Origin of the sequence: Mycobacterium sp. NPDC050853, assembly GCF_040653875.1 — a bacterium.
In the GTDB taxonomy this organism is placed as follows: domain Bacteria; phylum Actinomycetota; class Actinomycetes; order Mycobacteriales; family Mycobacteriaceae; genus Mycobacterium.
In genome coordinates, this window is sequence record NZ_JBFAGW010000006.1 from 129,650 (window position 1) to 151,435 (window position 21,786).

The following is a 21,786-nucleotide window of genomic DNA, read 5'->3' on the forward strand; positions in this document are numbered from 1 at the left end:
GTGAGACTGAAAAATGAAGCCGAGCGGTCAGGAGCACGGATGAAAGACCTCCTCGCAGGAGCGGCCCTGCTGGTAGTCGCCAGCATGACAGGCTGTTTCGGCATCCCGTCCGCGGTGGCCGATGACCCACAAGTTCCGGGACCACCGATTCCCGGGATTTCGGCTAGCGGGATACCGATGGCCGCGCCGGTATCGCCGGACCGGACCGCATACGCCCTGGGCGGCGCACATGTGCTGGGCATCCCCTATGACGAGTACATCCGGATGACCGGCAAGGACTGGTTCCCGGGCATGAAACGGGCAAACATCTGGTATCCGGCAGGACAGATTCAGGGCCACACCCTGGAACGCTTCTTCCCCGGCATCGGCCCGGTGGGCGAGAAAATCCTGCCCGGCCTGGGTCTGGACGGCCCCAGCATCGGCCAGTCGGTCGACATCGGAGAACCCAACCTCGAAAACGCCATTCGCAACGGCGGTCCCGGTACGGCGATGGGGCTGTCCGAGGGAGCGCTTGTGCTGAACGCCGTCAAATCGGCGTTGGCAACGGATCCGACCGCACCGGCACCGGACACATTGACCTTCGCGACGTTCGGCGACCCGATCGCGAAAAGCCCCTTCAGCGAGAGCTTCCTGACCCAGAACTTCCCCGTCGGCTCCGTCGTGCCGTTCATGGACTACCCCATACCCGCCCCCGTGGAGAGTCAGTACCACACCGACCAGTTCATCTCGGCCTACGACAGCATCGCCGACTGGCCGGACCGACCCGATAACCTGTTTGCGGTCGCCAACGCCATCGCGGGCCTGGCCACCGGTCACACGGCGATCGCGTTCACCAACCCGAGCATGATTCCAGCGCGCAACATCGTCACGGAGGTCAACTCCAAGGGCGCGACGACGACGACGTACTTCATCCCCGAGCAGCACCTTCCCCTGGTGCTGGGCTTCAAGTACCTCGGCGTCCCCGAGGAGACGTTGAACCGGCTCGACGCGATCCTGCAGCCCCGGGTGGATGCCGGCTATTCGCGTAACGACGACCCGGCGACGGCACCGATCAGTGTGGACCCGGTGCACGGCTTCGACCCCGCAAAAGTCACGGCGCCGGCCAATCAGGCGACCTTCGGCGGCGGTGCCGATCCGCTTTCACAGATCACCAGTGGCGCTCTGGCCGTGCTGGGCAATGGCACCCGCGCCGACGGCGCGCACTGACGAATCCCCCGATAACCCAATCAGTACCGACATGACTATGGACATGACCCTGTGACGCCGACACCCCAGTCATCGATTCTCTCGATGTTGCACGGCCGTGCCAGCCTGCGCCCGAACGACATCGCATTCACCTTCACCGAATTCGCTGACAACCCGGCCGGTGTTTCCGAAAGCCTCACGTGGTCGCAACTATCCCGCCGCACCTTGAATGTGGCCCGCGAACTCAGCCTGCACGCGTCGGTCGGCGACAGGGCAGTGATCCTGGCCCCGCAGAGCCTTGACTACATTCTGGCTTTCCTGGGATCCATGCAGGCCGGGCTGATCGCGGTGCCGCTGCCGATGCCGCACCGCGGCTCAAGTCTTGATCGGGTAAGTGCCGTCTTCGACGACACCTCGCCCACACTTGTGCTCACCACATCCGCGGTTACCGAAGATGTCGCCCAGTACCTCGACGGCGCGCACCTACACATCGTTCCGAAGCTCGTCGAAATCGATGCGATGAACCTGGACGTTGACACTGGGCCGAGCATCGAGACGGCTCACCCGCCCGATATCGCATATTTGCAGTACAGCTCGGGCTCGACCCGAATACCGACCGGGGTCACGCTCTCGCATCGCAACCTTCAGGTCAATTTCGAGCAATTGATGAGCAGTCTTTTCGCACGCTCGGGTGTCACCATCCCGTCCGATCTCACCATCGTGTCGTGGCTGCCCTTCTATCACGATATGGGCCTGGTGCTCGGCGTCTGCGCACCGATCCTGGGCGGCTACCACGCCGACTTGAGCAGTCCGGTGTCATTTTTGGAACGACCCGCCAGATGGGTGCAGGCGCTGGCCCAGAGTGCTCATACCTTTTCTGCGGCACCCAATTTCGCCTTCGATCTGGCCGCCCGCAAAACCGCCGACAGTGACCTCGCCGGGCTCGACCTCGGCGGCGTACTGGGCATCATCAACGGCGCAGAACGCGTCGAGCAGGCCACCTTGGAACGTTTCGCCGATCGGTTTGCTCACTTCAACTTTCGGGACCATATGCTGCGTCCGTCCTATGGGATGGCCGAGGCAACGGTCTTCGTGACGAGCGGCAAATGGAGCGCATCATCGGATGCGGTCCGCTTCGATACCGACGAGTTGTCCACCGGCCGCGCTCGGCGAATTCGGGGCAGAACCGGCTCGGCACTGGTCAGCTACACACTGCCGCAGTCACCCGTGTTACGGATCGTCGACGCCGACACACACCGGGAGTGCCCGCCTGACGTGATCGGCGAGATCTGGGTGCATGGCGACAATGTCGCGGCCGGCTACTGGGGCAGGCCACCGGATGAACAGCGGTGCTTCGGCGCAACGCTCATCGACCCGACGCCCGGCACAACCGCCGGGCCGTGGCTGAGAACCGGTGACCTGGGTTTCGTCTCCGAGAGTGAGCTGTTCATCGTCGGGCGCATCAAGGATCTGCTGATCATCCGCGGGCGTAATCACTATCCCGAGGACATCGAGGCGACGGTCCAAGAGATCACACGTGGTCGGGTAGCGGCGATATCGGTCCAGCTGGAAAGCACCGAGAAGCTGGTCACCGTCGTCGAGCTCAAGAAGCGAGGAGACTCAGACGCAGCGGCGATGCACTGGCTCAGCGAGATCAAGAGCGACGTCACCTCCGCGATATCCAATATCCACGGTCTCAATGTCGAGGACCTCGTTCTGGTGTCGCCCGGGTCGATTCCCATCACGACGAGCGGCAAGATCCAGCGCGCCGCCTGCGTCGAGCGGTACTGGCAGGACCAGTTCACCCGACTGGACGCCTAGCCGTCAGATGCCTGCGATGCCGACAGCCACCAGCACGCATCCGACCACCGCCAGCACCAGCGCCATATTGCGCCGGCGATTCCGTTGCACCCAGCCGTTGAATGCTGCCAGTAGGCCGCGGGTGCGCTCCGGCGCGACCAGGAACGCCACCGCCGGAATCTCCACCACGGCGAAGGCCACCACGTTGAAGAACAGCAGCGCGCCGACCTGAGTGGCTGCGGGACAACCCGATACCAGAATGATCGCCAACGCCGCCAGATAGTCGACCGACGGCAGGGCAATCCCCATCCCGGCCACCCAAGCGACCCACAGCGAGGGGCCGATTGTCGGCCAGCGCATATTGCCCGGCGCCCGCACCTTTGATACCAGCACGGCCGCAATTACCAACGCCAGCACGCCAATTGCGCACTGCACACGCGGGAGCGTGAACTGCGCCGCACCCAGAACCGTGCCGCGCAGACCGAACAGCACCACCAATCCCACCGCGATGCCCATCACGAAGCCGCCGCACAGAAACACCAGCAACTGCAGCCCGGGACGTGGCCGGCTCAGCATCAGTACGGTCATACCGAGGCGGAACGGCTCGAAGCTCACCGCCACCGCCATCACCAACAGGGTGAGCCACATCGAGGTCAGGGCTGTAGCCGTTCTGTGCGTAGATCAAGGACCGCCGTGAGCGCCGACTCGACACAGGCTCCCAGAGACTGTGTCGAGTCGGGCCCAAGCCAGCGCTGAAAGCCATATTCGGCGGCGGCGAGGAGCATGTGCACGATCAGCCCGGGTCTCTGGTCGGCGACAGCATCCAGCCCCATCCGTTCCGCCGCGATAGCCGTTAGCTGCCGGCGGTCTTGTACCGAGATGAGCGATACCCGGGCCATCAGCTCCGGGGCCGTCAATATCGCCGTGCGCCACTGTTGCAGCTCGGCGTCGTCGACCTCGGCACTGCGCTCCGCGATGGCCGCCGACAACGCGATGGGAACCGCTTCATCCGGAGGTCTTTGGGAGAACCTGGCGGTGATCGCGTCTCCGCTGATGAGCAGGGGGTCGAGCAGCAGGTCTTCCTTCGCGTTGACATGACGGAAGTAGGTGCTCGCCGATACGCCGGCCGCGGCCGCGATCTCCTCGGTGGTCACCGCCTGGAACCCGCGTGCGGCGAAAAGTGCGATTGCGGCGCTGTAGATATCGCTGCGCACTCTCATCCGCTGACGCGATCGCAGCGAGCCGGTCATATCTGAAGACCTTGACACAAAGCCGTACGTTATGGCAATTTGACAGTTACTGTCATATTGATACCAACTCTCGATGCTGATCCCATGAGGAGTGATTGCGTTGGACGAGACCTACGACGTCGTCGTGGTGGGCTCCGGCGCCGCCGGCATGTCCACCGCGATAACCGCAAAGCAGCACGGCCTGTCGGTCGTCATTCTGGAGAAGGCCGCTCAGTGGGGTGGCTCCACCGCACGATCGGGAGGTGGCGTCTGGATCCCCGGGAACCATTTCCTTGCACAGTCGTCCGGAAAATCGTCGACAGAAGAGCTCGAGGACGCGCGCACCTACCTGCGCCACATCATCGGCCCGTTCGCGGCAACGGACCGCATCGACGCCTACATCGACCGAGGCCCCGAGGCGCTGAAGTTCCTCGCCGACAACTCCGCGCTCAACCTGGAATGGGTGCGCGGCTATTCCGACTACTTCCCCGAGGCCCCGGGCGGCCGCCCCGGCGGAAGATCCTGCGAACCCAAGCCATTCGATGCCCGACGGCTCGGATCAGACGTCGACACCATGGCGCCGTTCTACACCAAGGCACCCATGAACGTCGTCGTCAAGCAATCCGACTACCGATGGCTCAGCACCGGCCTGCGGCATTGGCGCGGCCCCTGGCACATGTTTCGGATCGGCGCCCGCACGGCGGTCGCCAAGCTACGACGGCAGCATCTCGTCGGAGTCGGAAGCGCCCTTGTCGCATCGCTTTTCGTTGGCATCAAAGAGGCCGGAATCCCCGTCCGGCTGGGTACCGCGCTGCGTGAGCTCGTCGTCACCGACGGTCGTGTCACCGGAGTCATCACCGATCAGGGCACCATCACCGCGCGATGTGGCGTCATGATCGCCTGCGGCGGTTTTGACCACAACGCCCAGATGCGCGAAAAGTACCACCGGGAACCCGCGGGCGCACAATGGTCGATCGGCGCCACCTCCAATACCGGCGACGGCATCCTCGCCGCCGAAACAACCGGTGCCGCAGTGTCTCTCATGGACGACGCGTGGTGGGCGCCCTCGATTCCGCTACCAAAGGGACCGTGGTTCGCGCTCGCCGAACGATCACTGCCCCGAAGCATTCTCGTCAACAGCCGTGGGCGAAGATTCATGAACGAGTCGCTGCCCTATGTCGAAGCCACCCACCAGATGTTCGGCGGCCGGTTCGGTTCCGGAACCGGCCCCGCCGAGAACCTGCCCGCATGGCTGATCTTCGACCAGACGTATCGGAACCGGTACACCTTCGCCGGTATCACCGGGCGCGCTCCGCTTCCCCGATCCTGGTTGAACAGTGGCGCAATCATCAAGGCGGACAGCATCGCCGAGCTCGCCCGGACGATCGGTGTACCCGCAGACGCACTCGAATCCACGATCGGTCGATTCAACGAGTTCGCACGCACCGGACGCGACGAGGACTTCCATCGCGGCGAATCCGCATACGACCACTACTACGGGGATATCACCAACAAACCCAATCCCAGCCTGGGAGAACTGAGCCAGGGTCCGTTCTACGCGGCCCGCATAGTGCCCGGCGATCTGGGCACCAAGGGCGGTATCAACACCGACGCCAACGCGCGCGCACTACGTCCCGACGGCTCCGTCATTCCCGGCCTCTACGCCGCCGGGAACGCGAGCGCCGCGCTCATGGGGCACACCTACGCCGGGCCGGGCGCCACGATCGGACCGGCCCTTGTCTTCGGTTATCTGGCCGCGCTCGACCTCACGGCTGCAGCCGCTGAACCTGCGCACCCGTGACCACAATCCGATTGTGTATGCGGTTCTCCCGGCCCTGCCAGAACTCCACGGTCTCGGGCGCGATCACATAACCACCCCACTGCGCGGGCACCGGCACCTCGTCCACATCGGCGAACCGCTGGGTGACGTCATCGAGCTGCGCCAACAGCGCCTCTCGTGATCCGATGGGTGCGGACTGCTGGGACGCCCATGCCCCCAGCTGCGAGCCGCGGGGCCGGTTAACCCAGTAGTCGGCGGTCTGCGCCGGATCGACCTTGGTCACCCGGCCGCGTACATGCACCTGTCGTCCCAGCGCGTACCAAGGGAAGGTGACGCTCGCGTACGGCGCATGGTCGAGCTGACGCCCCTTGGCGGAGTCGTAGTTTGAGAAGAACGTCACACCCGCGGAGTCGAATCCCTTGCACAACACGGTGCGCGTCACCGGCCTGCCGTTGTCGACGGTAGCGAGCACCATCGCATTAGGTTCGGGGATGCCCGAGGACACCGCGAGGTCAAACCATTTGCGCAACAAGGCAAGCCAGCCATCGGCGAGCCAGTCGACATCCAGATCGCCGCTGCCGTCCTTTTCTCCGGGGCGATAGTCCGAGCGCAGCCATTCATTCACGAAAATCACGCTACAGGCGAGTGCCACAAAGACATCTAAGAGACACCGCGGTGACTAAGAATCGCCCTTATTTGCGGGTGCGAGAATCGCGTTACCGAGTTGTTACCCACAGGTAGGGAGTCGAGAATCATGACAGTTGCAACGCCGCTACCAGCGGATTTCGCACCTGGCCTGGAAGGCGTGACAGCCTTCGCCACCGAGATCGCCGAGCCCGATAAGGACGGCGGCGCGCTCCGCTATCGCGGCGTGGATGTGGAAGATCTGGTCGCCCAGCACGTCACCTTCGGTGATGTCTGGGCACTGTTGGTCGACGGCAAGTTCGGCCAAGGACTCCCACCGGCCGAGCCGTTCCCCGTTCCGGTTCATACCGGCGACGTCCGCGTCGACGTACAGGCCGGGCTGGCCATGCTCGCACCCATCTGGGGCTTTGAGCCGTTGTTGGACACCGAAGACACCATCGCGCGTCATCAGCTGGCCCGTGCGTCGGTGATGGCGCTGTCGTATGTCGCGCAGTCGGCCAGGGGTCTCCAGCACCCGGCCGTACCGCAGCGGATGATCGACGAATGTTCCACCGTGACATCACGTTTTATGACTCGCTGGCAGGGCGAGCCCGACCCGAAGCATGTTGAGGCCATCGACGCCTACTGGGTGTCGGCCGCCGAGCACGGTATGAACGCCTCGACATTCACCGCCCGGGTCATCGCCTCCACCGGTGCCGATGTTGCCGCCGCGCTATCGGGCGCGGTGGGCGCGATGAGCGGACCGCTACATGGTGGTGCACCCGCCCGCGTGCTGCCGATGATCGAACAAGCCGAGAAGACCGGCGACGCCCGCGGCGTCATCAAGGGCATCCTGGATCGCGGCGAGAAACTCATGGGATTCGGCCACCGGGTATACCGCGCCGAGGATCCGCGTGCTCGGGTACTGCGTGGCACCGCCAAGCGCCTCGGGGCCGCGCGCTATGAGGTCGCCGCCGCCCTCGAGCAGGCTGCCCTGACCGAGCTGCGGGAGCGTCGTCCCGATCGCGTCATCGAGACCAATGTCGAGTTCTGGGCCGCGGTCATCCTCGACTTCGCGCAGGTACCGACCAGGATGATGCCGGCGATGTTCACCTGCGCACGCACCGCAGGCTGGAGCGCACACATCATGGAGCAGAAGCGCCTCGGCAAGCTAGTACGCCCGGCTGCGCTGTATATCGGGCCCGAGCCGCGCCCGATCGAATCCGTGGAGGGATTCGGGCTTCTGAACTCTCGCTTGAGTGTTTAGCCTCTGAACTCCTGGCGTCACTGCGCGTGAGGTGGTTGGGTAGGTCACATGACCTCCCCCGACCTCCCACCAGTTGAGCCTTCCGTCTCCCCGTACATCATCGTCGAGGACTCCCGCGCGGCGATCGAGTTCTATAAGAACGCCTTTGGCGCCGAGGAGCTCGGACTGCTGGAGACTCCCGACGGCAAGGTGATGCACGCCGCCGTCAAGATCAACGGCACGACGATCATGATGAACGACGACTTCCCCGAGTACAACGAGGGCAAATCCAGCACCCCGACAGCCCTCGGCGGCACCCCGGTCACCATTCACCTCACGGTGCGCAATGTCGACGAGTGGTTCCAGCGCGCCGTCGACGCCGGGGCGACCATCGAGATGCCGCTCGAAGACCAGTTCTGGGGTGACCGCTTCGGCGTCATCAAGGACCCGTTCGGCCACCAGTGGTCGATGGGTCAGCCGGTCAAGGTTGTCGACGCCGAAGAGCTCAAGAGGTGCGCGGCCGAAGGAGTCTGACTACCGCAACAGGTCTTCTAACGCCGATCCGCGAATCGCTTTGCGCCACAACGGTGGTTGCGGAGCGGTCGCGGCGGCGCGAAGCATCTCGGGCACCGAGACAAACTTATCGCGCGGGCGACCCTCGCCCTTACCGCGCGCAATCTCCGCGCGATCGATCGCCAGCCAGCCGTTGTGATCCACGATCGTGGGCTGACGCCGGCGGATCAGTTTGGACAGTCCCGACAGCCGCTGCGCAGGATCGGCGAGCAGTCCATCGTTGTAATCCTCGACTATCGAGGTGACGGTCTGCTGCGAGCAAGATTTGTTGGTCCCGATGAATCCGGTGGGACCGCGCTTGATCCATCCCGCCACATAGGTACCGGGATACGCCTTGCCGGTAGCCGGATCCATCACGCGCCCTTGCTCATTCGGGATAACGGCACGCTGGTTGTCGAACGGCACATCGGGCATCGGGATACCGCGGTAGCCGATCGAGGTGAGGAGTAGACCCGTCGCAATTGTGTCCACGGAGTCGCCCTGCTGGAACTCGACGCCCTCAACCCGACTCGCGCCCAAAACCTTGACGGGGGTGCGGTTGTAGGCGAACCGGATGGTCTTCCCGCCCGGCTCCCGCGCCTCACGCGGGAGGGTGCTGAGCACCTCCAGCTTCTGCCTGGTCAGCGGTTCCAGATGCGTCTCCAACGCCTCGTCGACCAGCTTCGCCGTCTCTTCGTCGATGACCACGGTCATATCGGGCAGACCAACGAGGCCGAGGAGCTCGGGCAGCGTGAACGCCGAGTGCTCGGGGCCGCGACGGCCGACGATGACGACCTCACGCAGCTTGCTGCTGCGCAACGCGGCCAACGCGGTGTCCGAAATATCTGTGCGCGCAAGGCGATCGGTATCCGCGGTGAGCACCCGCGCGACGTCAAGAGCCACGTTCCCGTTGCCGATGACGACGGCGCGTTCGTGATCGAGGTCGACCCGGAAATCGGTGTAGTCAGGGTGTGCGTTGATCCACGCGACGACCTGGGTGGCGGTGGCGTTGCCCAATAGCTCGAGGCCCGGGATGTCCAGGCGACGGTCCGAGGACGCGCCGACGGCGTAGATCACCGCATGGTGATGCTCCAGCAGCTCGTCGTGGGTGATGTCCTTACCCACCTCGACGTTCAGGAAGAACTCAAAGTTGGACTGTGCGGCCATCGTGTCGAAGAGCTTGGTTACCCGCTTGGTCTGCTGGTGATCGGGGGCAACCCCGGCACGTACCAAACCATATGGGGCGGGCAACCTTTCGAACATGTTGACCTTCACGCTCGGCTGGGTCAGCAGCTCGTCGGCGGCGTACATGGCCGCAGGACCGGAGCCGATTATGGCCACCTTCAGCGAGCGTCCACTCTCACGTACCGGCGGTGCCTGGATGACCGGAGCCAAACTGGCACGCGGGATTTCCCGCGGGTAGAACTCGGAGTTGATGCGCAGGAAGGGCAGCTGCTCTTCCTTGAGCACCGAGTCCGGCTTGATGGCATCCACCGGGCAAGCAGCTACGCAGGCACCGCAGTCGACGCATGTGGAGGCGTCGATGTGCAGCATCTCCGCCTTGAGGAAATCGGGTTCATCAGGCGTTGGGTGGATGCAGTTCACGGGGCATGCGTAAACGCAGGAGCCCTCGTTACAGCACGCCTGGGTAACGACGTGTGGCATCAGGCGGGAACGGTTTCCGGTGCTGCCTCGGTGTAGTTCACCAACGGGCCGCGCTGCGGCTCGCTGCGGTAGCGGGCGGCGCGACCATCGATGTGCATTGCCCGCCACACCAACTTGGCCACCGGGTTCATCATCCCGGTTTCCCTGACCAGCATCCGGACGTCGGAGAAGACCTCGCTCATCGTCTGCCGCGAGGCAGGGCTCTTCCAGAAGATCTCTTTCATCACCTCTTGCGGGATGTCGAATCTCTTGGCGAAACTGCGCGGCGGCGTCATGATCGCGCCCATCAGCACCCGCATGGTGATCGGGGTGGCAATCGACAGCACAAAGCGGTTGAACCAGTGCATGGCCGGGACGCGCTTGCGCAGGTACTCATGCGCGAAGGAGATATGCCGGGCCTCCTCGGCCACGTGGATCTCCATGACCCGCTTCATGATCGGGTGCAGGTTGTCACCTTCGCGCAGCACGTTCTTCTGCGTGTGGTCGATGGGCTCCTCACCGGCGAGCACACCCACGAAGAACATCTCGGGGAACGGCGTGGAGGCCAGTGGAACGAACGGGGACAGCCAGCGCAGCAGGCGCGGCATACCGGGCACATCGACACCGAGGCGGTTCACCATCTCCTGGAACATCAGGGTGTGGTTGCACTCTTCGATGGACTCGTGGTTGAGGTACCGGAACTCCGGTGAGCCGTTGGGGACGCTGAACGCGTACTGGATGAGACCGCGGATCAGGATGCTCTCGAAGTGCAGACCAACCTTGGCGACGTTGGCCTGGCGCCACATACCGATCTCGATTTGCTTCTCCAGCGACTGCGCCTGGTACCAGGGGTGCCGGCCGAACGGGTCGGTCCGGTGCGGAAGCACCCAGCGGGGGTCATTGGGGACGACGGCATACTCCGGGCTATCCCAGTCGATATCGATGAAGGGATCGAAGTTCCGGTGCGTGGAGCCGTGCGACAGGGTCTCGAGCACCTGGACGTAGCTCGCGTCGGCGCGTACTTCTTTCTTCGCGCGGAGCTTCTCGCGGAGCGACATGCCAATCTCCTTTGATTAGGTAACGGACCTGCGAACTTTTACGTTTCGGGGGCTACTTGAAAGTCTACAAGCTCTGGGCGAGTGTAGACAGACCGAAGCAGCCATAGCCAGGAGTTGAGACCAATGGTCCCATGTGACGTTCTCTGCAGGGCCTGTTTTATGTGACGCAGCTCTCAATGGGTGACCGTTTAGGCTGGTAGCCGTGTCTGAACTGACGATCCCCGCTGACCTGCTGCCCGCCGACGGACGCTTTGGCTGTGGCCCCTCCAAGGTGCGCCCCGAACAGCTGCAATCGCTCGTAACCGCCGGAGCCTCCCTCTTTGGTACCTCGCACCGGCAAGCACCGGTCAAGAACCTCGTCGGTCGCGTCCGCGAGGGCCTGAAGGAGCTGTTCTCGGCTCCCGATGGTTACGAGGTGATTCTCGGCAACGGCGGTTCCACCCTGTTCTGGGATGCCGCCGCCTTCGGCCTGGTCCGCGATAGGTCGCTGCACCTGACCTTCGGTGAGTTCAGCGCCAAGTTCGCCTCCTGCGTGGCGAAGAACCCGTTCGTCGGTGACCCGATCAAGGTGGTCGCCGAGCCGGGTGGCGCGCCGGCCCCCGTCTCGGATCCGTCCGCCGACGTGATCGCCTGGGCCCACAACGAGACGTCGACCGGTGTCATGGTTCCGGTACAGCGTCCCGCTGGTTCCGAGAACGCACTCGTGCTCATCGACGCCACCTCGGGTGCCGGCGGCCTGCCGGTGGATATCACCGAGGCAGACGCTTACTACTTCGCGCCGCAGAAGAACTTCGCCGGAGACGGCGGGCTGTGGCTGGCACTGATGAGCCCGGCCGCGTTGGAGCGGGTGGAGGAAATCGGTGGCAGCGGACGCTGGGTGCCAGACATCCTGTCGCTGCCGATCGCGGTGGAGAACAGCCTCAAGAACCAGACCTACAACACGCCTGCGATCGGCACGCTACTGCTGCTGGCCGATCAGATCGACTGGCTCCTGGGCAATGGCGGCCTGGATTGGGCCACCAAGCGGACCGCCGACTCGGCCTCGCGGCTGTACTCCTGGGCCGAGGCGACGTCGTACACCACGCCATTCGTGGCGGATCCGGCGCAGCGCTCACAGGTGGTGGGCACCATCGACTTCAAGGATGACGTGGACGCGGCGGCCGTTGCGAAGGTGCTGCGCGCCAACGGCGTTGTGGACACCGAGCCGTACCGCAAGCTGGGTCGCAATCAGCTGCGAGTGGCGATGTTCGCGGCCATCGACCCCGAGGACGTCTCCAAGCTGACGCAATGCGTCGACTGGGTCGTCGAGCGCCTCTGACTCACACTCGGCGGTAGTGGCTACGGCTTGCGCACAGTGAGGTCGTAGACCTCGACGTCATCGACGATCTGCTTGGTGAAGGTGTTTTGCACCCACTCCTGGACGGACTTCGAGGTCTCGCTGCCGGGAGCTCCGAACCCCTCGCCGCCACCGTCATTGCCCAGGAAATAGTGGATCTGCCCGTCGGCGACGTACTGCTGGAACTGCGCCAGGGTCGGCGACGGGTCGGTGCCGTTGAAACCACCGATGGGCATCACCGGACGGCCGGTAGCGAGCTGGTATCCGGACGCACGGTTGGAGCCGACCGCCGCGGCCACCCAGGTGTAGCGGTCGGCGTTGCCCTCCAGGGCGGCAACGATATTGGGGCCTGGGGTGCTTCCGTCCAACAGACCGCCACCGCGCTTCGAACCACGTTCGAACTCGGGTCGGTGCCTTTCCGGCGTATCCGGGAACTCCGGGAAGCCGCCGCCCTTGACCTCGGGCCCGGCCGAAGGAAGCGCTCCACTCTGCGGTGTGGCGATGGTCTGGGCGGAGTACGCGATCGGACCCGCCAGTGCGACGACGATCGCCACGGCCGCGACGGCTTTCGGGTATCTGTTCACCGCAAGACCGCCCAGCGTCACTACTCCCAGGCCGAGGACCGCCCAGCGCAGCCACGGCAGGAACTCAGGTGACCGACCCAGCAGCATGCAGGACATCCCCACGGTGAGAGCCAGTGTTACCGCCAGAGCTGCTCTTACCCAGGCTTTTTCCCGGTCCCGCCAGGCCACGGCTGACCCTGCACCCACGAGAGCGGCGACAGCGGGCGCCAGTGCCACCGAGTAGTACGGGTGGAAGATGCCTTGCATGTAGCTGAACACCGCACCCGTGGTGAATACCCACAGCCCGAACACAAGCAGCACCGCGCGCCGCGTATCCGACCGAGACTCCTTGCTTAACAGCATAATTCCCAGCACTGCGAGGACCAGCGCCGTGGGCAACAGCCAGGCGATCTGCCCGCCGAGCGCAGGCTGGAACAACCTGCCTATCCCGGGCTCGCTCCCGAAATGGCCACCGAAGCCGTACATCTCCTCACGCGGACCCGAGGCGCTGCCCTTCTCGTTACCGTTGATGCGGCCCAGGCCGTTGTAGCCAAGGGTGAGCTCCAGGATCGAGTTGTCGGGCGAACCGCCGATCCACGGGCGCGAGCCCGGTGGCCAAAGTTCCACCGTGACGATCCACCATCCCGCCGAAACCACTGCCGCTGCAGCTGATCCGACAAGTTGCGCCAGTCGCTTCCCGACGCTCACCGGGCCCGCGATCAGGTAGGTCAACGCGACGGGCGGGATGATGAGCATGACCTGCAGCTGCTTGGTCAGAAACCCGAAACCGACCAGAACCCCGACCAGAATCAGCCAGCGGGTGCGGCCGTCTTCGATGGCGCGCAACGTCGCCCACACCGCGGCGATCGTCAAGAAGACCAACAGGGCGTCCGGGTTGTTGAAACGGAACATCAGTACCGCCACCGGAGTGACCGCGAGCACCAGCCCGGCCAGCAGACCGGCCGCATGTCCGAAGTATCGGCGGACGATCACGTAGAGCAAGCCCACAGATGCCACACCGAGCAGCACCTGGGGCACCAGGATGCTCCAGCTGCTCAGTCCGAAGATGCGCACCGACAGTTCCATGAGCCACAGTGAGGCGGGTGGTTTGTCGACGGTGATCGAGTTGGCGGCATCCGAGGAGCCGAAGAACGCGGCCTTCCAGGATACCGAACCCGCTTGCACCGCAGCCGAATAAAAGGAGTTGGCCCAGCCGTTGGCGCTGAGGTTGACCAAATATGCCGCCGCGGTGCCGATCAGCAGAAGACCAACGCTGATCCGCTCCCGCGTCATCGCGTGTTCGCGCTTCGGAAGACCCATCGCAATCCGACGAATCGGACCAGCGTCGCAACAAGATTGGCCACCGTCAGCACGATCAGCAGTACGTGCTTGGCGGCATCCGGGACGAGGTGATGCATGGCGACCAGCGAACCACTGGTCAGGGCCAGCCCGATGCCGAATATGACAAGGCCCTGGAACTGGTGCTTGGCGACATTGTGCCTCCCCCGCACACCGAAGGTGAAGAATCTGTTGGCCGAGGTGTTGAGGACGGCGGTAACGAGCAGTGCCAGGAAGTTGGCGGCCTGATCCCCCACCACCCCGTGCAACACCAGAAATAGCATGGCATAGGCCAATGTGCTTGCCGCACCAATGATTCCGAACCGAACCAGCTGGCCGACCATACCGGGAGGAACACCCTCGACAAGCGGTTCGCGGCCGAGGCTGTGGCGTAGCTCTTCCAGCGGCAGGGTGCCGAGCATGAGTGCCCGACCCAGCCGCCAGATGCCGAGCAGGTCCTTGCGCACGGTGTCGACAATGTCGACGCGGCTGTCCGGGTCATCCACCCAGTCGACGGGTACCTCGTGGATGCGCAGGCCGACCCGCTCCGCGAGCACCAGGAGCTCGGTGTCGAAGAACCATTCCTTGTCCTCGACCAACGGGAGCAGTTGGCGCGCCACATCGGTGCGGATTGCCTTGAATCCGCACTGTGCGTCGGAGAACCGAACCTGCAGCGAGGCGTGCAGGATCAAGTTGTAGGTGCGTGAGATGAACTCGCGCTTGGGGCCGCGGACCACCCGCGAATTACGGTTGAGCCGCGAGCCGTAGGCGACATCCGAATGCCCCGAGATCAGCGGTGCGACAAGCGGCATCAGCGCATTGAGGTCGGTGGACAGGTCCACATCGCAGTAGGCGACGACCTCGGCATCCGAAGACAGCCAGGCCGCAGCCAGGGCCCGTCCCCGCCCCTTCTCCTCGAGGTGCAGCACGTCGACGTCGTCGAGCTCGTCGGCAAGCCGATGCGCGATCTGCAGGGTGCGATCGGTGCTGGCGTTGTCGGCGATGGTGATGCGTGCCGTGTACGGAACCTCGTTGGCCAGGAACGCATGCAGGCGGCGCACGCACGGCTCCAGGTCGTTCTCCTCGTTGTACACCGGGATCACGATGTCGAGGGTCGTCGCGAGTATCGCGGTAGGCGCCGTCTTGATGTCGATCGGCTGCATCACACTGGTCACGACAGAAACAATGGTTGCCGGGGCTCCGGTGTCACTGGGTTGCCGCTGCGAGTCTCCTGTGAACGCCGCGACGGAACCGGGCGCATTCCGTATGCTCGGACCACGAAGTTCGTTGGTCATGCTCAAACCCACATAGGGGTCCGTATATGGGAGTGATCACCGCGATCGGACGTGCCGGTGCAGGTGTGGCGGCAGTCATGCTGACCGGCGGCGCCTTGGTGGCAGCCATCGTCGGCTCACCCGACGCGTCGGCAGCCGCCGAGTGTCCGCAGGGCATGACCTATGACATGTCCATGGATCTGTGCGTGCCGATCGGGATGTCCTTTGATTCGAGCTTCTCGCCACCGATCAGCGGCTGCGGGACGGCGGGAACTCCGAAGATATGCCGTGGTCCGGTACCGCGGCCACCGCATCCGCCGACTGCCCCCGCACCCGCGCCGGACGGTGGTAAATGGCCCGGCAGGTATGGGCCGACGTGATGTCGGCCGAACACAGCAGTAGGTACCTGTTGCCCGAAAAGGAGTTGTCATGAGGCTTGTGAATGAACACACCCGCCGTGCAGGGCTTTTGGCTGGTATCGGGGTTACGGCGGCGATACTCGGCGGGGTGCCACAGGCCGCCGCCGAGCCCGAGCCGGCACCGCCCGTCATCAATTGCGATGCGGCCGGGTACCAACGAGTCGCTGCCGGGGTGGCTCTCACGACAGCCGATTACATGGACGAACACCCCGACGTCCGAGACGCGTACACGGCAGTGAAATCGGATGCGGTGCGGCCGAACGAACAGGTCCTCCAGTACCTGAAGGCCCACCCGGACGTGGCGGCAGACATTGCACGTCTACGACAACCGTTGAAAGATCTCATGATTCGTTGCGGATGGGCGGTCGAGGCATCCGAACGTTAGAACACCGGTAGGACCCGACGCCACCCCGGGCTAGGTTGGCACGTGTGACGGAGCCACCCACCGACGACGAGAACCGGTCGATCGACTACCGATTCACCCTGGCCAACGAACGCACATTTCTATCGTGGATCCGCACCGCGCTCGGTCTACTCGCAGGAGGCGTAGCGGTCCAGACCCTCGTCCAACCGTTTCATCACTCCGGCGTCCGGCATGTGCTCGCGGCCTCCTGTCTGGCGCTCGCGGTGGTGGTATCGATCGGCGCCTACTTCCACTGGCGCGATGTCAAGGAACGGATGGACCGGGCCCAACCTCTCCGGGGCACCATGCTGGTGCCCCTGCTCGCCGTCAGCATCGGGTTGGTCGCGATCCTCGCGTCGATTGCGGTCTTCTACCGATGACGCGGGCCCACGAGACCAACGCCGCCGAGCGCACCGCGCTGGCCTGGCGCCGCACCGGATTGGCCGCCGCCGGAACTGCCGCTGTGCTCATGACCCATGCGCTCATCAACAAGCAGACCGCGGGGGCGTCATTGATCGCATCAGCGGTCGTGCTCGGGATCGTCGCGATCAGCACGGTGCGTCATTACTCGCTGGCCCGCGGGCACTGGTACCACGGCGGCAAGGTCATCGCGCTGACCACCGTGACGACGGTCGCGGTAGCCCTGCTGTCAGCAGGTATAGACATTTCAAATCTGGTTACGTAGGTATACCCGCGTTCCGCGGACCGCGTTCCGTTATCGCCCCATACTTTGTCCTGTTCGGCTCCACCCCCATCACACATAAGGAGAACGCTATGAAGCGTGGGCTTGTGGTCGCCATTGGCGGCGCGGCGATTATCGCCGCAGGTTTGGTCGGCTGTTCGAGCGATAAGGACAAGTCCGAAACCAAGGGCACCACGGTGAGTGGCAATGGAGGCTCCGTCGCCACCAACAGCACTGCCAAGGTTGTCATCGACGGCAAGGAGCAGAAGCTCGAGGGATCCGTGGCCTGCACCGCCGCCGGCGGCAAGTTCAACATCGCCATCGGCAGCGGAATGCAAGCTGTCGCGGCCGTGCTGAGCGAAGGCGATGCACCCAGCGTGACGTCGGTGGGCCTCGGCAACATCAACGGCGTCACGCTCGGCTACGCCGAGGGCGCGCCGGGCGGCAAGGCCACCGCGAAGAAGGATGGCAAGAAGTACAACATCAGCGGCACGGCAACCGGCGTCGACATGGCCAACCCCATGCAGCCTGTCGAGAAGCCGTTCGAAATCGAAGTCACCTGCCCATAGCGGCAACGAGATATCGGCCTAGCCGGGCAGCACTTGTGTTGCCCGGCTAGTCTTTTCCAGAGACCACAGGGGGCAGCGTGAAACACATATCGATGGCCATCCTCGGGGCGGCAGTGCTCGCTGCAGGACTGACCGGGTGCTCCAAAAGCACGGGTATCACGAGGATCTCGGGCACCTCTGTCGACGGAATGCCCAACACCGGACCGGTACGCGGCGCCACACCAACCAGTCCCGGCAAGCCGAAGGGCGCGACCGCAACGATAAGTGTCGACGGGAAGACGGTGCAGACCGACGCTCCCACCAGATGTTCGCCGGGCCCCGATCACGGGGTATTCATCACCATCGGGAAAGTCACCGACGATCGTGGGGTGATCCTCAAGGGCGATCCCCCGACTGTCGATGCCGTCAATCTGGGTGATGTCAACGGCACCCGGTACATCTACATCGAAAGTCTCCCGCATAAGGGTGAGGTCGCCACCGCAACCAAGGACGGGGATCGCTACACCGTCGAGGGCACGATCATGGGCTTCAACAAATCATCGATGAAGAACGCCGGGACCAAGCCGTTCCGGGTCGACGCGGCGTGCCCCCGATAGCAAACAACATCTGCCACTTGCGTCACATAGCGCGAAGTGTCCGCAAAAGCAAGTAGCCCCCACCCCCGCGTGTCACCACGGAATGGCCCTCTACCTGCATTAAGGTCCCGAAGAACTGGGTCATCCAGGCCAGGGCGAGGAGGGCATCATGCGCGAACTAAAAGTCATCGGCCTATCAGTCGACGGCAAGCGAGTGATCTGCCAGGACGCCAACAGCGCCGACAAGTTCGCGATTGACGCCGACGACCGACTCCGTGCCGCCGCACGCGGTGATTTGTCCCGTCTGGGGCAGATTCAGATCGAAATGGAGAGCTCGTTGCGACCCCGGGAAATTCAGGCTCGCATCCGTGCCGGCGCCACCGTCGAACAGGTCGCCTCCACCGCCGGAGTCGACGTCTCGCGGATTGAACGGTTCGCCCATCCCGTATTACTGGAACGGCAGCGCGCGGCCCAGATGGCCAGCGCGGCCCACCCCGTCCGCAATGACGGCCCCACGGTCAACACGCTATCCGACACCGTGGCCGGCGCGATGTTCGCACGCGGACTCGACCCCGACGGCATCGAATGGGACGCGTGGAAGGTCGAGGACGGACGCTGGACCGTCCAGTTGCAATGGCGTGCCGGGCGGTCAGACAACAAGGCTCATTACCGGTTCACTCCCGGAGCCCACGGCGGCACCGTGACCGCACTCGACGATTCCGCGCGCGAGTTGATCGACCCGACGTTCACGCGCAGCCTGCGCCCCGTCGCACCAGTGGCTCCCCTGCTCCCCGATCCCGAGCCGGAGTTGTTCAACGAGCACCGCGCGCCGCAACGTGATCGCGAACCCGTCCGCGAGCCCGAACCCGTGGTCGCCCACGAGCAAGCCGACACCCAGTCGGTCCCCGCACCTCGACGCTCACGGCGGAACAAGCCTGCAGTGCCGACATGGGAAGACGTACTGCTGGGCGTTCGCTCCGGCGGCCAGAACTAGCGGCCGACGGATCCAGCCCGCGGGCCGGACACCGCGCTGCGGTCTAGGTGATCAGCGCGGTTGCCACGGCGGCCACCCATCCGCCAGCGATTCCGATCGCGATACCCAGCACGAACCACCGCAACACCGGGCGCTCCCGCCAACCCCATAAAGTCGGCGAAAGACCGCCCACTGCAACGATATTGAGCAGTACGGCCCACAGCGGGTGCACATGCACCAGCCCGAGACTCAGCACCACCACACCGACCGCGACCACCACGGCCACACACATCGCCGACACGATCCCCTCAGCCCACGGCGTGTCGGCGCTGCCCGATGGTCTTCCCGCAAGCTCGGCGCGCCTCCCGCTTACGGGGGCCTCATCGGCACTCATGGCGCGAGCCTAACGCGTTCATAGAAGGCCAGCGCCGCAGCGGTCGCGACGTTCAACGAGTCGGTGCCGTTAGCCATCGGGATGCGCACCCGCACATCGCTGGCACGCAGCGCGACGTCGGTCAATCCCGGCCCCTCGGCGCCCACCATCAACGCCACCTTCTCGTCCCGCAAGGGCGGTATCGCTTCGGCCAGCGCCCGCGAGTTACCGGCAGGCGTCATCGCCAGCAACCGGAATCCATTGTCCCGCAACCGGTACAATGACTTCGGCCATTCCGGAAGACGCGCGAACGGCACCAACAGCGCGTGCCCCATCGACACGCGAACCGCCCGCCGGTACAGCGGGTCGGCGCATCCACTGCCGAAGAACACGGCATCCACCCCCATCCCGGCGGCGTTGCGGAAAATCGAGCCCAGATTCTCGTGGTCGTTGACACCCTCCAACACCGCAACCGTGCGTGCGCTCTCCATCAGCTCGGCGGCCGCCAATTCCTCGGGACGCCGCGATGCCGCGAGAACCCCACGGTTGAGATGAAACCCGACGACTTCCGCCATCACCTCGGCACTTGCCCGGTAGTACGGCACGTCGACCGACTCGAGATCACCTGCCAGCTCGGTCAATCGGCGGTCCGTGCCCAACAATGCGAAGGGGGCGAAACGCGAGGCCAGCATGCGCTGCACGACCAGTACACCCTCGGCGATCACCAGACCCTTGCCGCTGGGCAGATCGGGCCGGCGGTCGACGCTATTGAGATCACGGAAGCTGTCGAGCCGCGGGTCCGCTGCGTTGTCTACATCAACGACCAGCATCTAGCCCCGCCTTGCCAGCGGCGTCGGCTCACACACCGGGGTTGCGGCGGGAGCGGGCGGAACGACATCGTCGGTCTCCGGAATCTCCTCGACGACAACCGGACACGGATGACGGCGCAGATACGCCGCACACGCCAATCCGGCGGCCACCGACACCACCCCGCCGACCAACAGCGGCATCCGTCCTCCATGAAGATCGGCCAACCAACCCACCAACGGACTACCCAGCGGGGTACCACCCAGGAACGCCACCATGTAAATGCCCATCACCCTTCCCCGAAGTTGCGAATCCACGGACAGCTGAATGATATTCATCGCCGCCGTGGTGAAGGTGAGCGCAAGCAGCCCCGTCGGGATGAGCGCGACGGCCACCGCGAAATAGGTCGGCATCACACTGACCACTGACTCGGAAATTCCGAAAGCTATTGCCGCGCTGAAGAACAACCGTAGCCGCACCTTCTTGGTGCGGCGGGCCGCCATAGTCGCACCGAGCAGCGTGCCGATCGCCAGGGACGTGGACAGCAGACCGTACGACTCCGCACCCTGACCAAAGGTCTCCCGCGCCAAAACCGCGAGCGACAACGAGAAGTTGAGCCCGAAAGTCGACACCAGGAACACCGTCAGCATGATCATCGTCAGATCGCGCCGGTGCCAGACATAGGAGAACCCTTGGCGTAGTTGGCCCTTTGCCGGTGGAACCGGGTCGCTGGTGCGCAGTTCGTCTGGATTCATACGCCACAGCGCGATCCCCACGCCGATGAAGCTGACGAAGTTCAGCAGGAAGACCCAGCCGGTCCCGATCATCCCGATCAGCACCCCGGAGATCGCCGGGCCGACGATGCCGGCCAGGTTGAACACCATCGAATTGAGCCCCACGGCATTGGGGAGGTGTTCGGGGCCCACCATCTCGATGGTGAAGGACTGCCGCGTGGGCGCCTCGATCGACGCGGCGCAACCCATCGCAAACGCGACGGTCATCACGTGCCAGATCTGCACCAGCCCGGTGACCTGCAGGACACCCACAGTCAGTGCGCAGAAAGCCATCAGTGTCTGGGTGAACATCAGCATTCGCCGCTTGTCGTAGCGATCGGCCAACACCCCGCCCCACGCCGACAACAGCAGCGTCGGTCCGAATTGCAGCGCCATCACCACACCCAGCAGGAAGGCATTGCCGTGCGAAAGGTCCAGCACCAGCCAGTCCTGCGCCACACGCTGCATCCAGGTGCCGATGAGCGACACCATCTGGCCACTGATCCACAGCCGGTAGTTACGTGTGCGCAGCGATACGAATATCCCGCCGCGATCTGCCACAGGAGATCATTTTAGAGACTAA

The 21,786-nt window shown here is 64.3% G+C and carries 23 protein-coding genes; 13 read left to right on the top strand and 10 right to left on the bottom strand.

Features of this window, described 5'->3' with window-relative positions:
- The first annotated feature begins 39 nt into the window (after window positions 1-39).
- Both pe and AB0H22_RS19165 read left to right on the top strand, forming a co-directional pair.
- Window positions 40-1,206 carry an acyltransferase PE gene (gene pe / locus AB0H22_RS19160; RefSeq protein WP_180751109.1) on the top strand — a complete coding sequence of 389 codons (1,167 nt, stop codon included), beginning with the start codon at window positions 40-42 and terminating at the stop codon, window positions 1,204-1,206.
- A gap of 51 nt (window positions 1,207-1,257) precedes the next feature.
- On the top strand, window positions 1,258-3,006 hold the full coding sequence (locus AB0H22_RS19165; protein WP_180751108.1) for an AMP-binding protein: 1,749 nt from the start codon (window positions 1,258-1,260) through the stop codon (window positions 3,004-3,006).
- 3 nt (window positions 3,007-3,009) lie between these two features.
- Here AB0H22_RS19165 and AB0H22_RS19170 read toward each other — a convergent pair whose 3' ends face one another.
- Window positions 3,010-3,633, bottom strand: coding sequence for a GAP family protein (locus AB0H22_RS19170; protein WP_358148175.1), 624 nt, complete (start codon window positions 3,631-3,633; stop codon window positions 3,010-3,012).
- A 5-nt stretch (window positions 3,634-3,638) separates the two neighbouring features.
- Entirely contained in the window at window positions 3,639-4,235 is a 597-nt protein-coding gene (locus AB0H22_RS19175) for a TetR/AcrR family transcriptional regulator (RefSeq protein WP_180751106.1), read from the bottom strand.
- A gap of 100 nt (window positions 4,236-4,335) precedes the next feature.
- Here AB0H22_RS19175 and kstD point away from each other — a divergent pair, with 100 nt between their 5' ends.
- The gene (gene kstD / locus AB0H22_RS19180) at window positions 4,336-6,015 is read left to right on the top strand and encodes a 3-oxosteroid 1-dehydrogenase (protein WP_358148177.1); all 1,680 of its coding nucleotides are present in this window, start codon (window positions 4,336-4,338) and stop codon (window positions 6,013-6,015) included.
- Here the strand turns inward: kstD and pdxH are convergent.
- Window positions 5,981-6,628 carry a pyridoxamine 5'-phosphate oxidase gene (gene pdxH / locus AB0H22_RS19185; RefSeq protein ID WP_358148179.1) on the bottom strand — a complete coding sequence of 216 codons (648 nt, stop codon included), beginning with the start codon at window positions 6,626-6,628 and terminating at the stop codon, window positions 5,981-5,983. The two genes, kstD and pdxH, sit on opposite strands and share 35 nt — an antisense overlap.
- Window positions 6,629-6,748: 120 nt before the next feature.
- Here pdxH and AB0H22_RS19190 point away from each other — a divergent pair, with 120 nt between their 5' ends.
- Both AB0H22_RS19190 and AB0H22_RS19195 read left to right on the top strand, forming a co-directional pair.
- Window positions 6,749-7,885 (top strand): citrate synthase 2, encoded by a 1,137-nt coding sequence (locus tag AB0H22_RS19190; protein ID WP_358148182.1) that lies wholly within the window; start codon window positions 6,749-6,751, stop codon window positions 7,883-7,885.
- A gap of 48 nt (window positions 7,886-7,933) precedes the next feature.
- Window positions 7,934-8,398 carry a VOC family protein gene (locus AB0H22_RS19195; RefSeq protein ID WP_180751102.1) on the top strand — a complete coding sequence of 155 codons (465 nt, stop codon included), beginning with the start codon at window positions 7,934-7,936 and terminating at the stop codon, window positions 8,396-8,398.
- On the opposite strand, the gene AB0H22_RS19200 is transcribed toward AB0H22_RS19195, so the two are convergent.
- Together AB0H22_RS19200 and AB0H22_RS19205 are read right to left on the bottom strand one after the other, a co-directional pair.
- Window positions 8,399-10,081 carry an FAD-dependent oxidoreductase gene (locus tag AB0H22_RS19200; protein ID WP_358148186.1) on the bottom strand — a complete coding sequence of 561 codons (1,683 nt, stop codon included), beginning with the start codon at window positions 10,079-10,081 and terminating at the stop codon, window positions 8,399-8,401.
- A complete protein-coding gene (locus AB0H22_RS19205; protein WP_180751100.1) occupies window positions 10,081-11,118 on the bottom strand; it encodes a diiron oxygenase in 1,038 nt (345 codons plus the stop codon). The genes AB0H22_RS19200 and AB0H22_RS19205 overlap by 1 nt, the downstream gene beginning before the upstream one ends.
- A gap of 202 nt (window positions 11,119-11,320) precedes the next feature.
- Between AB0H22_RS19205 and serC the strand changes: the two genes are divergently transcribed.
- Window positions 11,321-12,436, top strand: a complete 1,116-nt coding sequence (gene serC / locus AB0H22_RS19210) for a phosphoserine transaminase (protein WP_180751099.1) — start codon at window positions 11,321-11,323, stop codon at window positions 12,434-12,436.
- 20 nt (window positions 12,437-12,456) lie between these two features.
- Here the strand turns inward: serC and AB0H22_RS19215 are convergent, their stop codons facing one another.
- The gene (locus tag AB0H22_RS19215) at window positions 12,457-14,337 is read right to left on the bottom strand and encodes a glycosyltransferase family 39 protein (RefSeq protein ID WP_358148190.1); all 1,881 of its coding nucleotides are present in this window, start codon (window positions 14,335-14,337) and stop codon (window positions 12,457-12,459) included.
- Window positions 14,307-15,530 (bottom strand): bifunctional glycosyltransferase family 2/GtrA family protein, encoded by a 1,224-nt coding sequence (locus AB0H22_RS19220; protein ID WP_180751097.1) that lies wholly within the window; start codon window positions 15,528-15,530, stop codon window positions 14,307-14,309. The genes AB0H22_RS19215 and AB0H22_RS19220 overlap by 31 nt, the downstream gene beginning before the upstream one ends.
- A 146-nt stretch (window positions 15,531-15,676) precedes the next feature.
- Here AB0H22_RS19220 and AB0H22_RS19225 point away from each other — a divergent pair, with 146 nt between their 5' ends.
- The 7 genes from AB0H22_RS19225 to sepH all read left to right on the top strand — a co-directional run bounded on the left by AB0H22_RS19225 (window position 15,677) and on the right by sepH (window position 19,271).
- A complete protein-coding gene (locus AB0H22_RS19225) occupies window positions 15,677-16,009 on the top strand; it encodes a hypothetical protein (RefSeq protein WP_180751096.1) in 333 nt (110 codons plus the stop codon).
- A gap of 49 nt (window positions 16,010-16,058) precedes the next feature.
- Window positions 16,059-16,433, top strand: a complete 375-nt coding sequence (locus tag AB0H22_RS19230; protein ID WP_180751095.1) for a hemophore-related protein — start codon at window positions 16,059-16,061, stop codon at window positions 16,431-16,433.
- A gap of 44 nt (window positions 16,434-16,477) precedes the next feature.
- Window positions 16,478-16,831, top strand: coding sequence for a DUF202 domain-containing protein (locus AB0H22_RS19235; protein ID WP_180751094.1), 354 nt, complete (start codon window positions 16,478-16,480; stop codon window positions 16,829-16,831).
- Entirely contained in the window at window positions 16,828-17,136 is a 309-nt protein-coding gene (locus AB0H22_RS19240) for a DUF202 domain-containing protein (RefSeq protein ID WP_180751093.1), read from the top strand. Before AB0H22_RS19235 ends, AB0H22_RS19240 begins: the two co-directional genes overlap by 4 nt.
- An 89-nt stretch (window positions 17,137-17,225) precedes the next feature.
- On the top strand, window positions 17,226-17,702 hold the full coding sequence (locus tag AB0H22_RS19245) for a lipoprotein LpqH (RefSeq protein WP_180751092.1): 477 nt from the start codon (window positions 17,226-17,228) through the stop codon (window positions 17,700-17,702).
- Between the two features lie 77 nt (window positions 17,703-17,779).
- Complete coding sequence (locus tag AB0H22_RS19250) at window positions 17,780-18,298, top strand: lipoprotein LpqH (RefSeq protein ID WP_180751091.1); 519 nt, start codon at window positions 17,780-17,782, stop codon at window positions 18,296-18,298.
- 148 nt (window positions 18,299-18,446) lie between these two features.
- On the top strand, window positions 18,447-19,271 hold the full coding sequence (gene sepH, locus AB0H22_RS19255) for a septation protein SepH (protein WP_358148195.1): 825 nt from the start codon (window positions 18,447-18,449) through the stop codon (window positions 19,269-19,271).
- A 43-nt stretch (window positions 19,272-19,314) separates the two neighbouring features.
- On the opposite strand, the gene AB0H22_RS19260 is transcribed toward sepH, so the two are convergent.
- Genes AB0H22_RS19260 through AB0H22_RS19270 form a run of 3 tightly spaced genes read right to left on the bottom strand, consistent with a single transcriptional unit; the run spans window position 19,315 to window position 21,764 of the window.
- Entirely contained in the window at window positions 19,315-19,644 is a 330-nt protein-coding gene (locus tag AB0H22_RS19260) for a DUF2537 domain-containing protein (protein ID WP_358148198.1), read from the bottom strand.
- A complete protein-coding gene (locus tag AB0H22_RS19265) occupies window positions 19,641-20,453 on the bottom strand; it encodes an RNA methyltransferase (RefSeq protein WP_358148200.1) in 813 nt (270 codons plus the stop codon). The genes AB0H22_RS19260 and AB0H22_RS19265 overlap by 4 nt, the downstream gene beginning before the upstream one ends.
- Window positions 20,454-21,764: an MFS transporter gene (locus tag AB0H22_RS19270; RefSeq protein ID WP_358148203.1), complete on the bottom strand. Its 1,311-nt coding sequence runs from the start codon at window positions 21,762-21,764 to the stop codon at window positions 20,454-20,456.
- Window positions 21,765-21,786: the final 22 nt, after the last annotated feature.

Bases quoted from the DNA above. Each gene is read 5' to 3' on its own strand.
- pe (WP_180751109.1), top strand. From the start codon at position 40: ATGAAAGACCTCCTCGCAGGAGCGGCCCTGCTGGTAGTCGCCAGCATG.
- AB0H22_RS19170 (WP_358148175.1), bottom strand. From the start codon at position 3,633: ATGTGGCTCACCCTGTTGGTGATGGCGGTGGCGGTGAGCTTCGAGCCG.
- AB0H22_RS19175 (WP_180751106.1), bottom strand. From the start codon at position 4,235: ATGACCGGCTCGCTGCGATCGCGTCAGCGGATGAGAGTGCGCAGCGAT.
- AB0H22_RS19190 (WP_358148182.1), top strand. From the start codon at position 6,749: ATGACAGTTGCAACGCCGCTACCAGCGGATTTCGCACCTGGCCTGGAA.
- AB0H22_RS19195 (WP_180751102.1), top strand. From the start codon at position 7,934: ATGACCTCCCCCGACCTCCCACCAGTTGAGCCTTCCGTCTCCCCGTAC.
- AB0H22_RS19200 (WP_358148186.1), bottom strand. From the start codon at position 10,081: ATGCCACACGTCGTTACCCAGGCGTGCTGTAACGAGGGCTCCTGCGTT.
- AB0H22_RS19205 (WP_180751100.1), bottom strand. From the start codon at position 11,118: ATGTCGCTCCGCGAGAAGCTCCGCGCGAAGAAAGAAGTACGCGCCGAC.
- AB0H22_RS19215 (WP_358148190.1), bottom strand. From the start codon at position 14,337: ATGGGTCTTCCGAAGCGCGAACACGCGATGACGCGGGAGCGGATCAGC.
- AB0H22_RS19225 (WP_180751096.1), top strand. From the start codon at position 15,677: ATGGGAGTGATCACCGCGATCGGACGTGCCGGTGCAGGTGTGGCGGCA.
- AB0H22_RS19230 (WP_180751095.1), top strand. From the start codon at position 16,059: ATGAGGCTTGTGAATGAACACACCCGCCGTGCAGGGCTTTTGGCTGGT.
- AB0H22_RS19240 (WP_180751093.1), top strand. From the start codon at position 16,828: ATGACGCGGGCCCACGAGACCAACGCCGCCGAGCGCACCGCGCTGGCC.
- AB0H22_RS19245 (WP_180751092.1), top strand. From the start codon at position 17,226: ATGAAGCGTGGGCTTGTGGTCGCCATTGGCGGCGCGGCGATTATCGCC.
- sepH (WP_358148195.1), top strand. From the start codon at position 18,447: ATGCGCGAACTAAAAGTCATCGGCCTATCAGTCGACGGCAAGCGAGTG.
- AB0H22_RS19260 (WP_358148198.1), bottom strand. From the start codon at position 19,644: ATGAGTGCCGATGAGGCCCCCGTAAGCGGGAGGCGCGCCGAGCTTGCG.
- AB0H22_RS19265 (WP_358148200.1), bottom strand. From the start codon at position 20,453: ATGCTGGTCGTTGATGTAGACAACGCAGCGGACCCGCGGCTCGACAGC.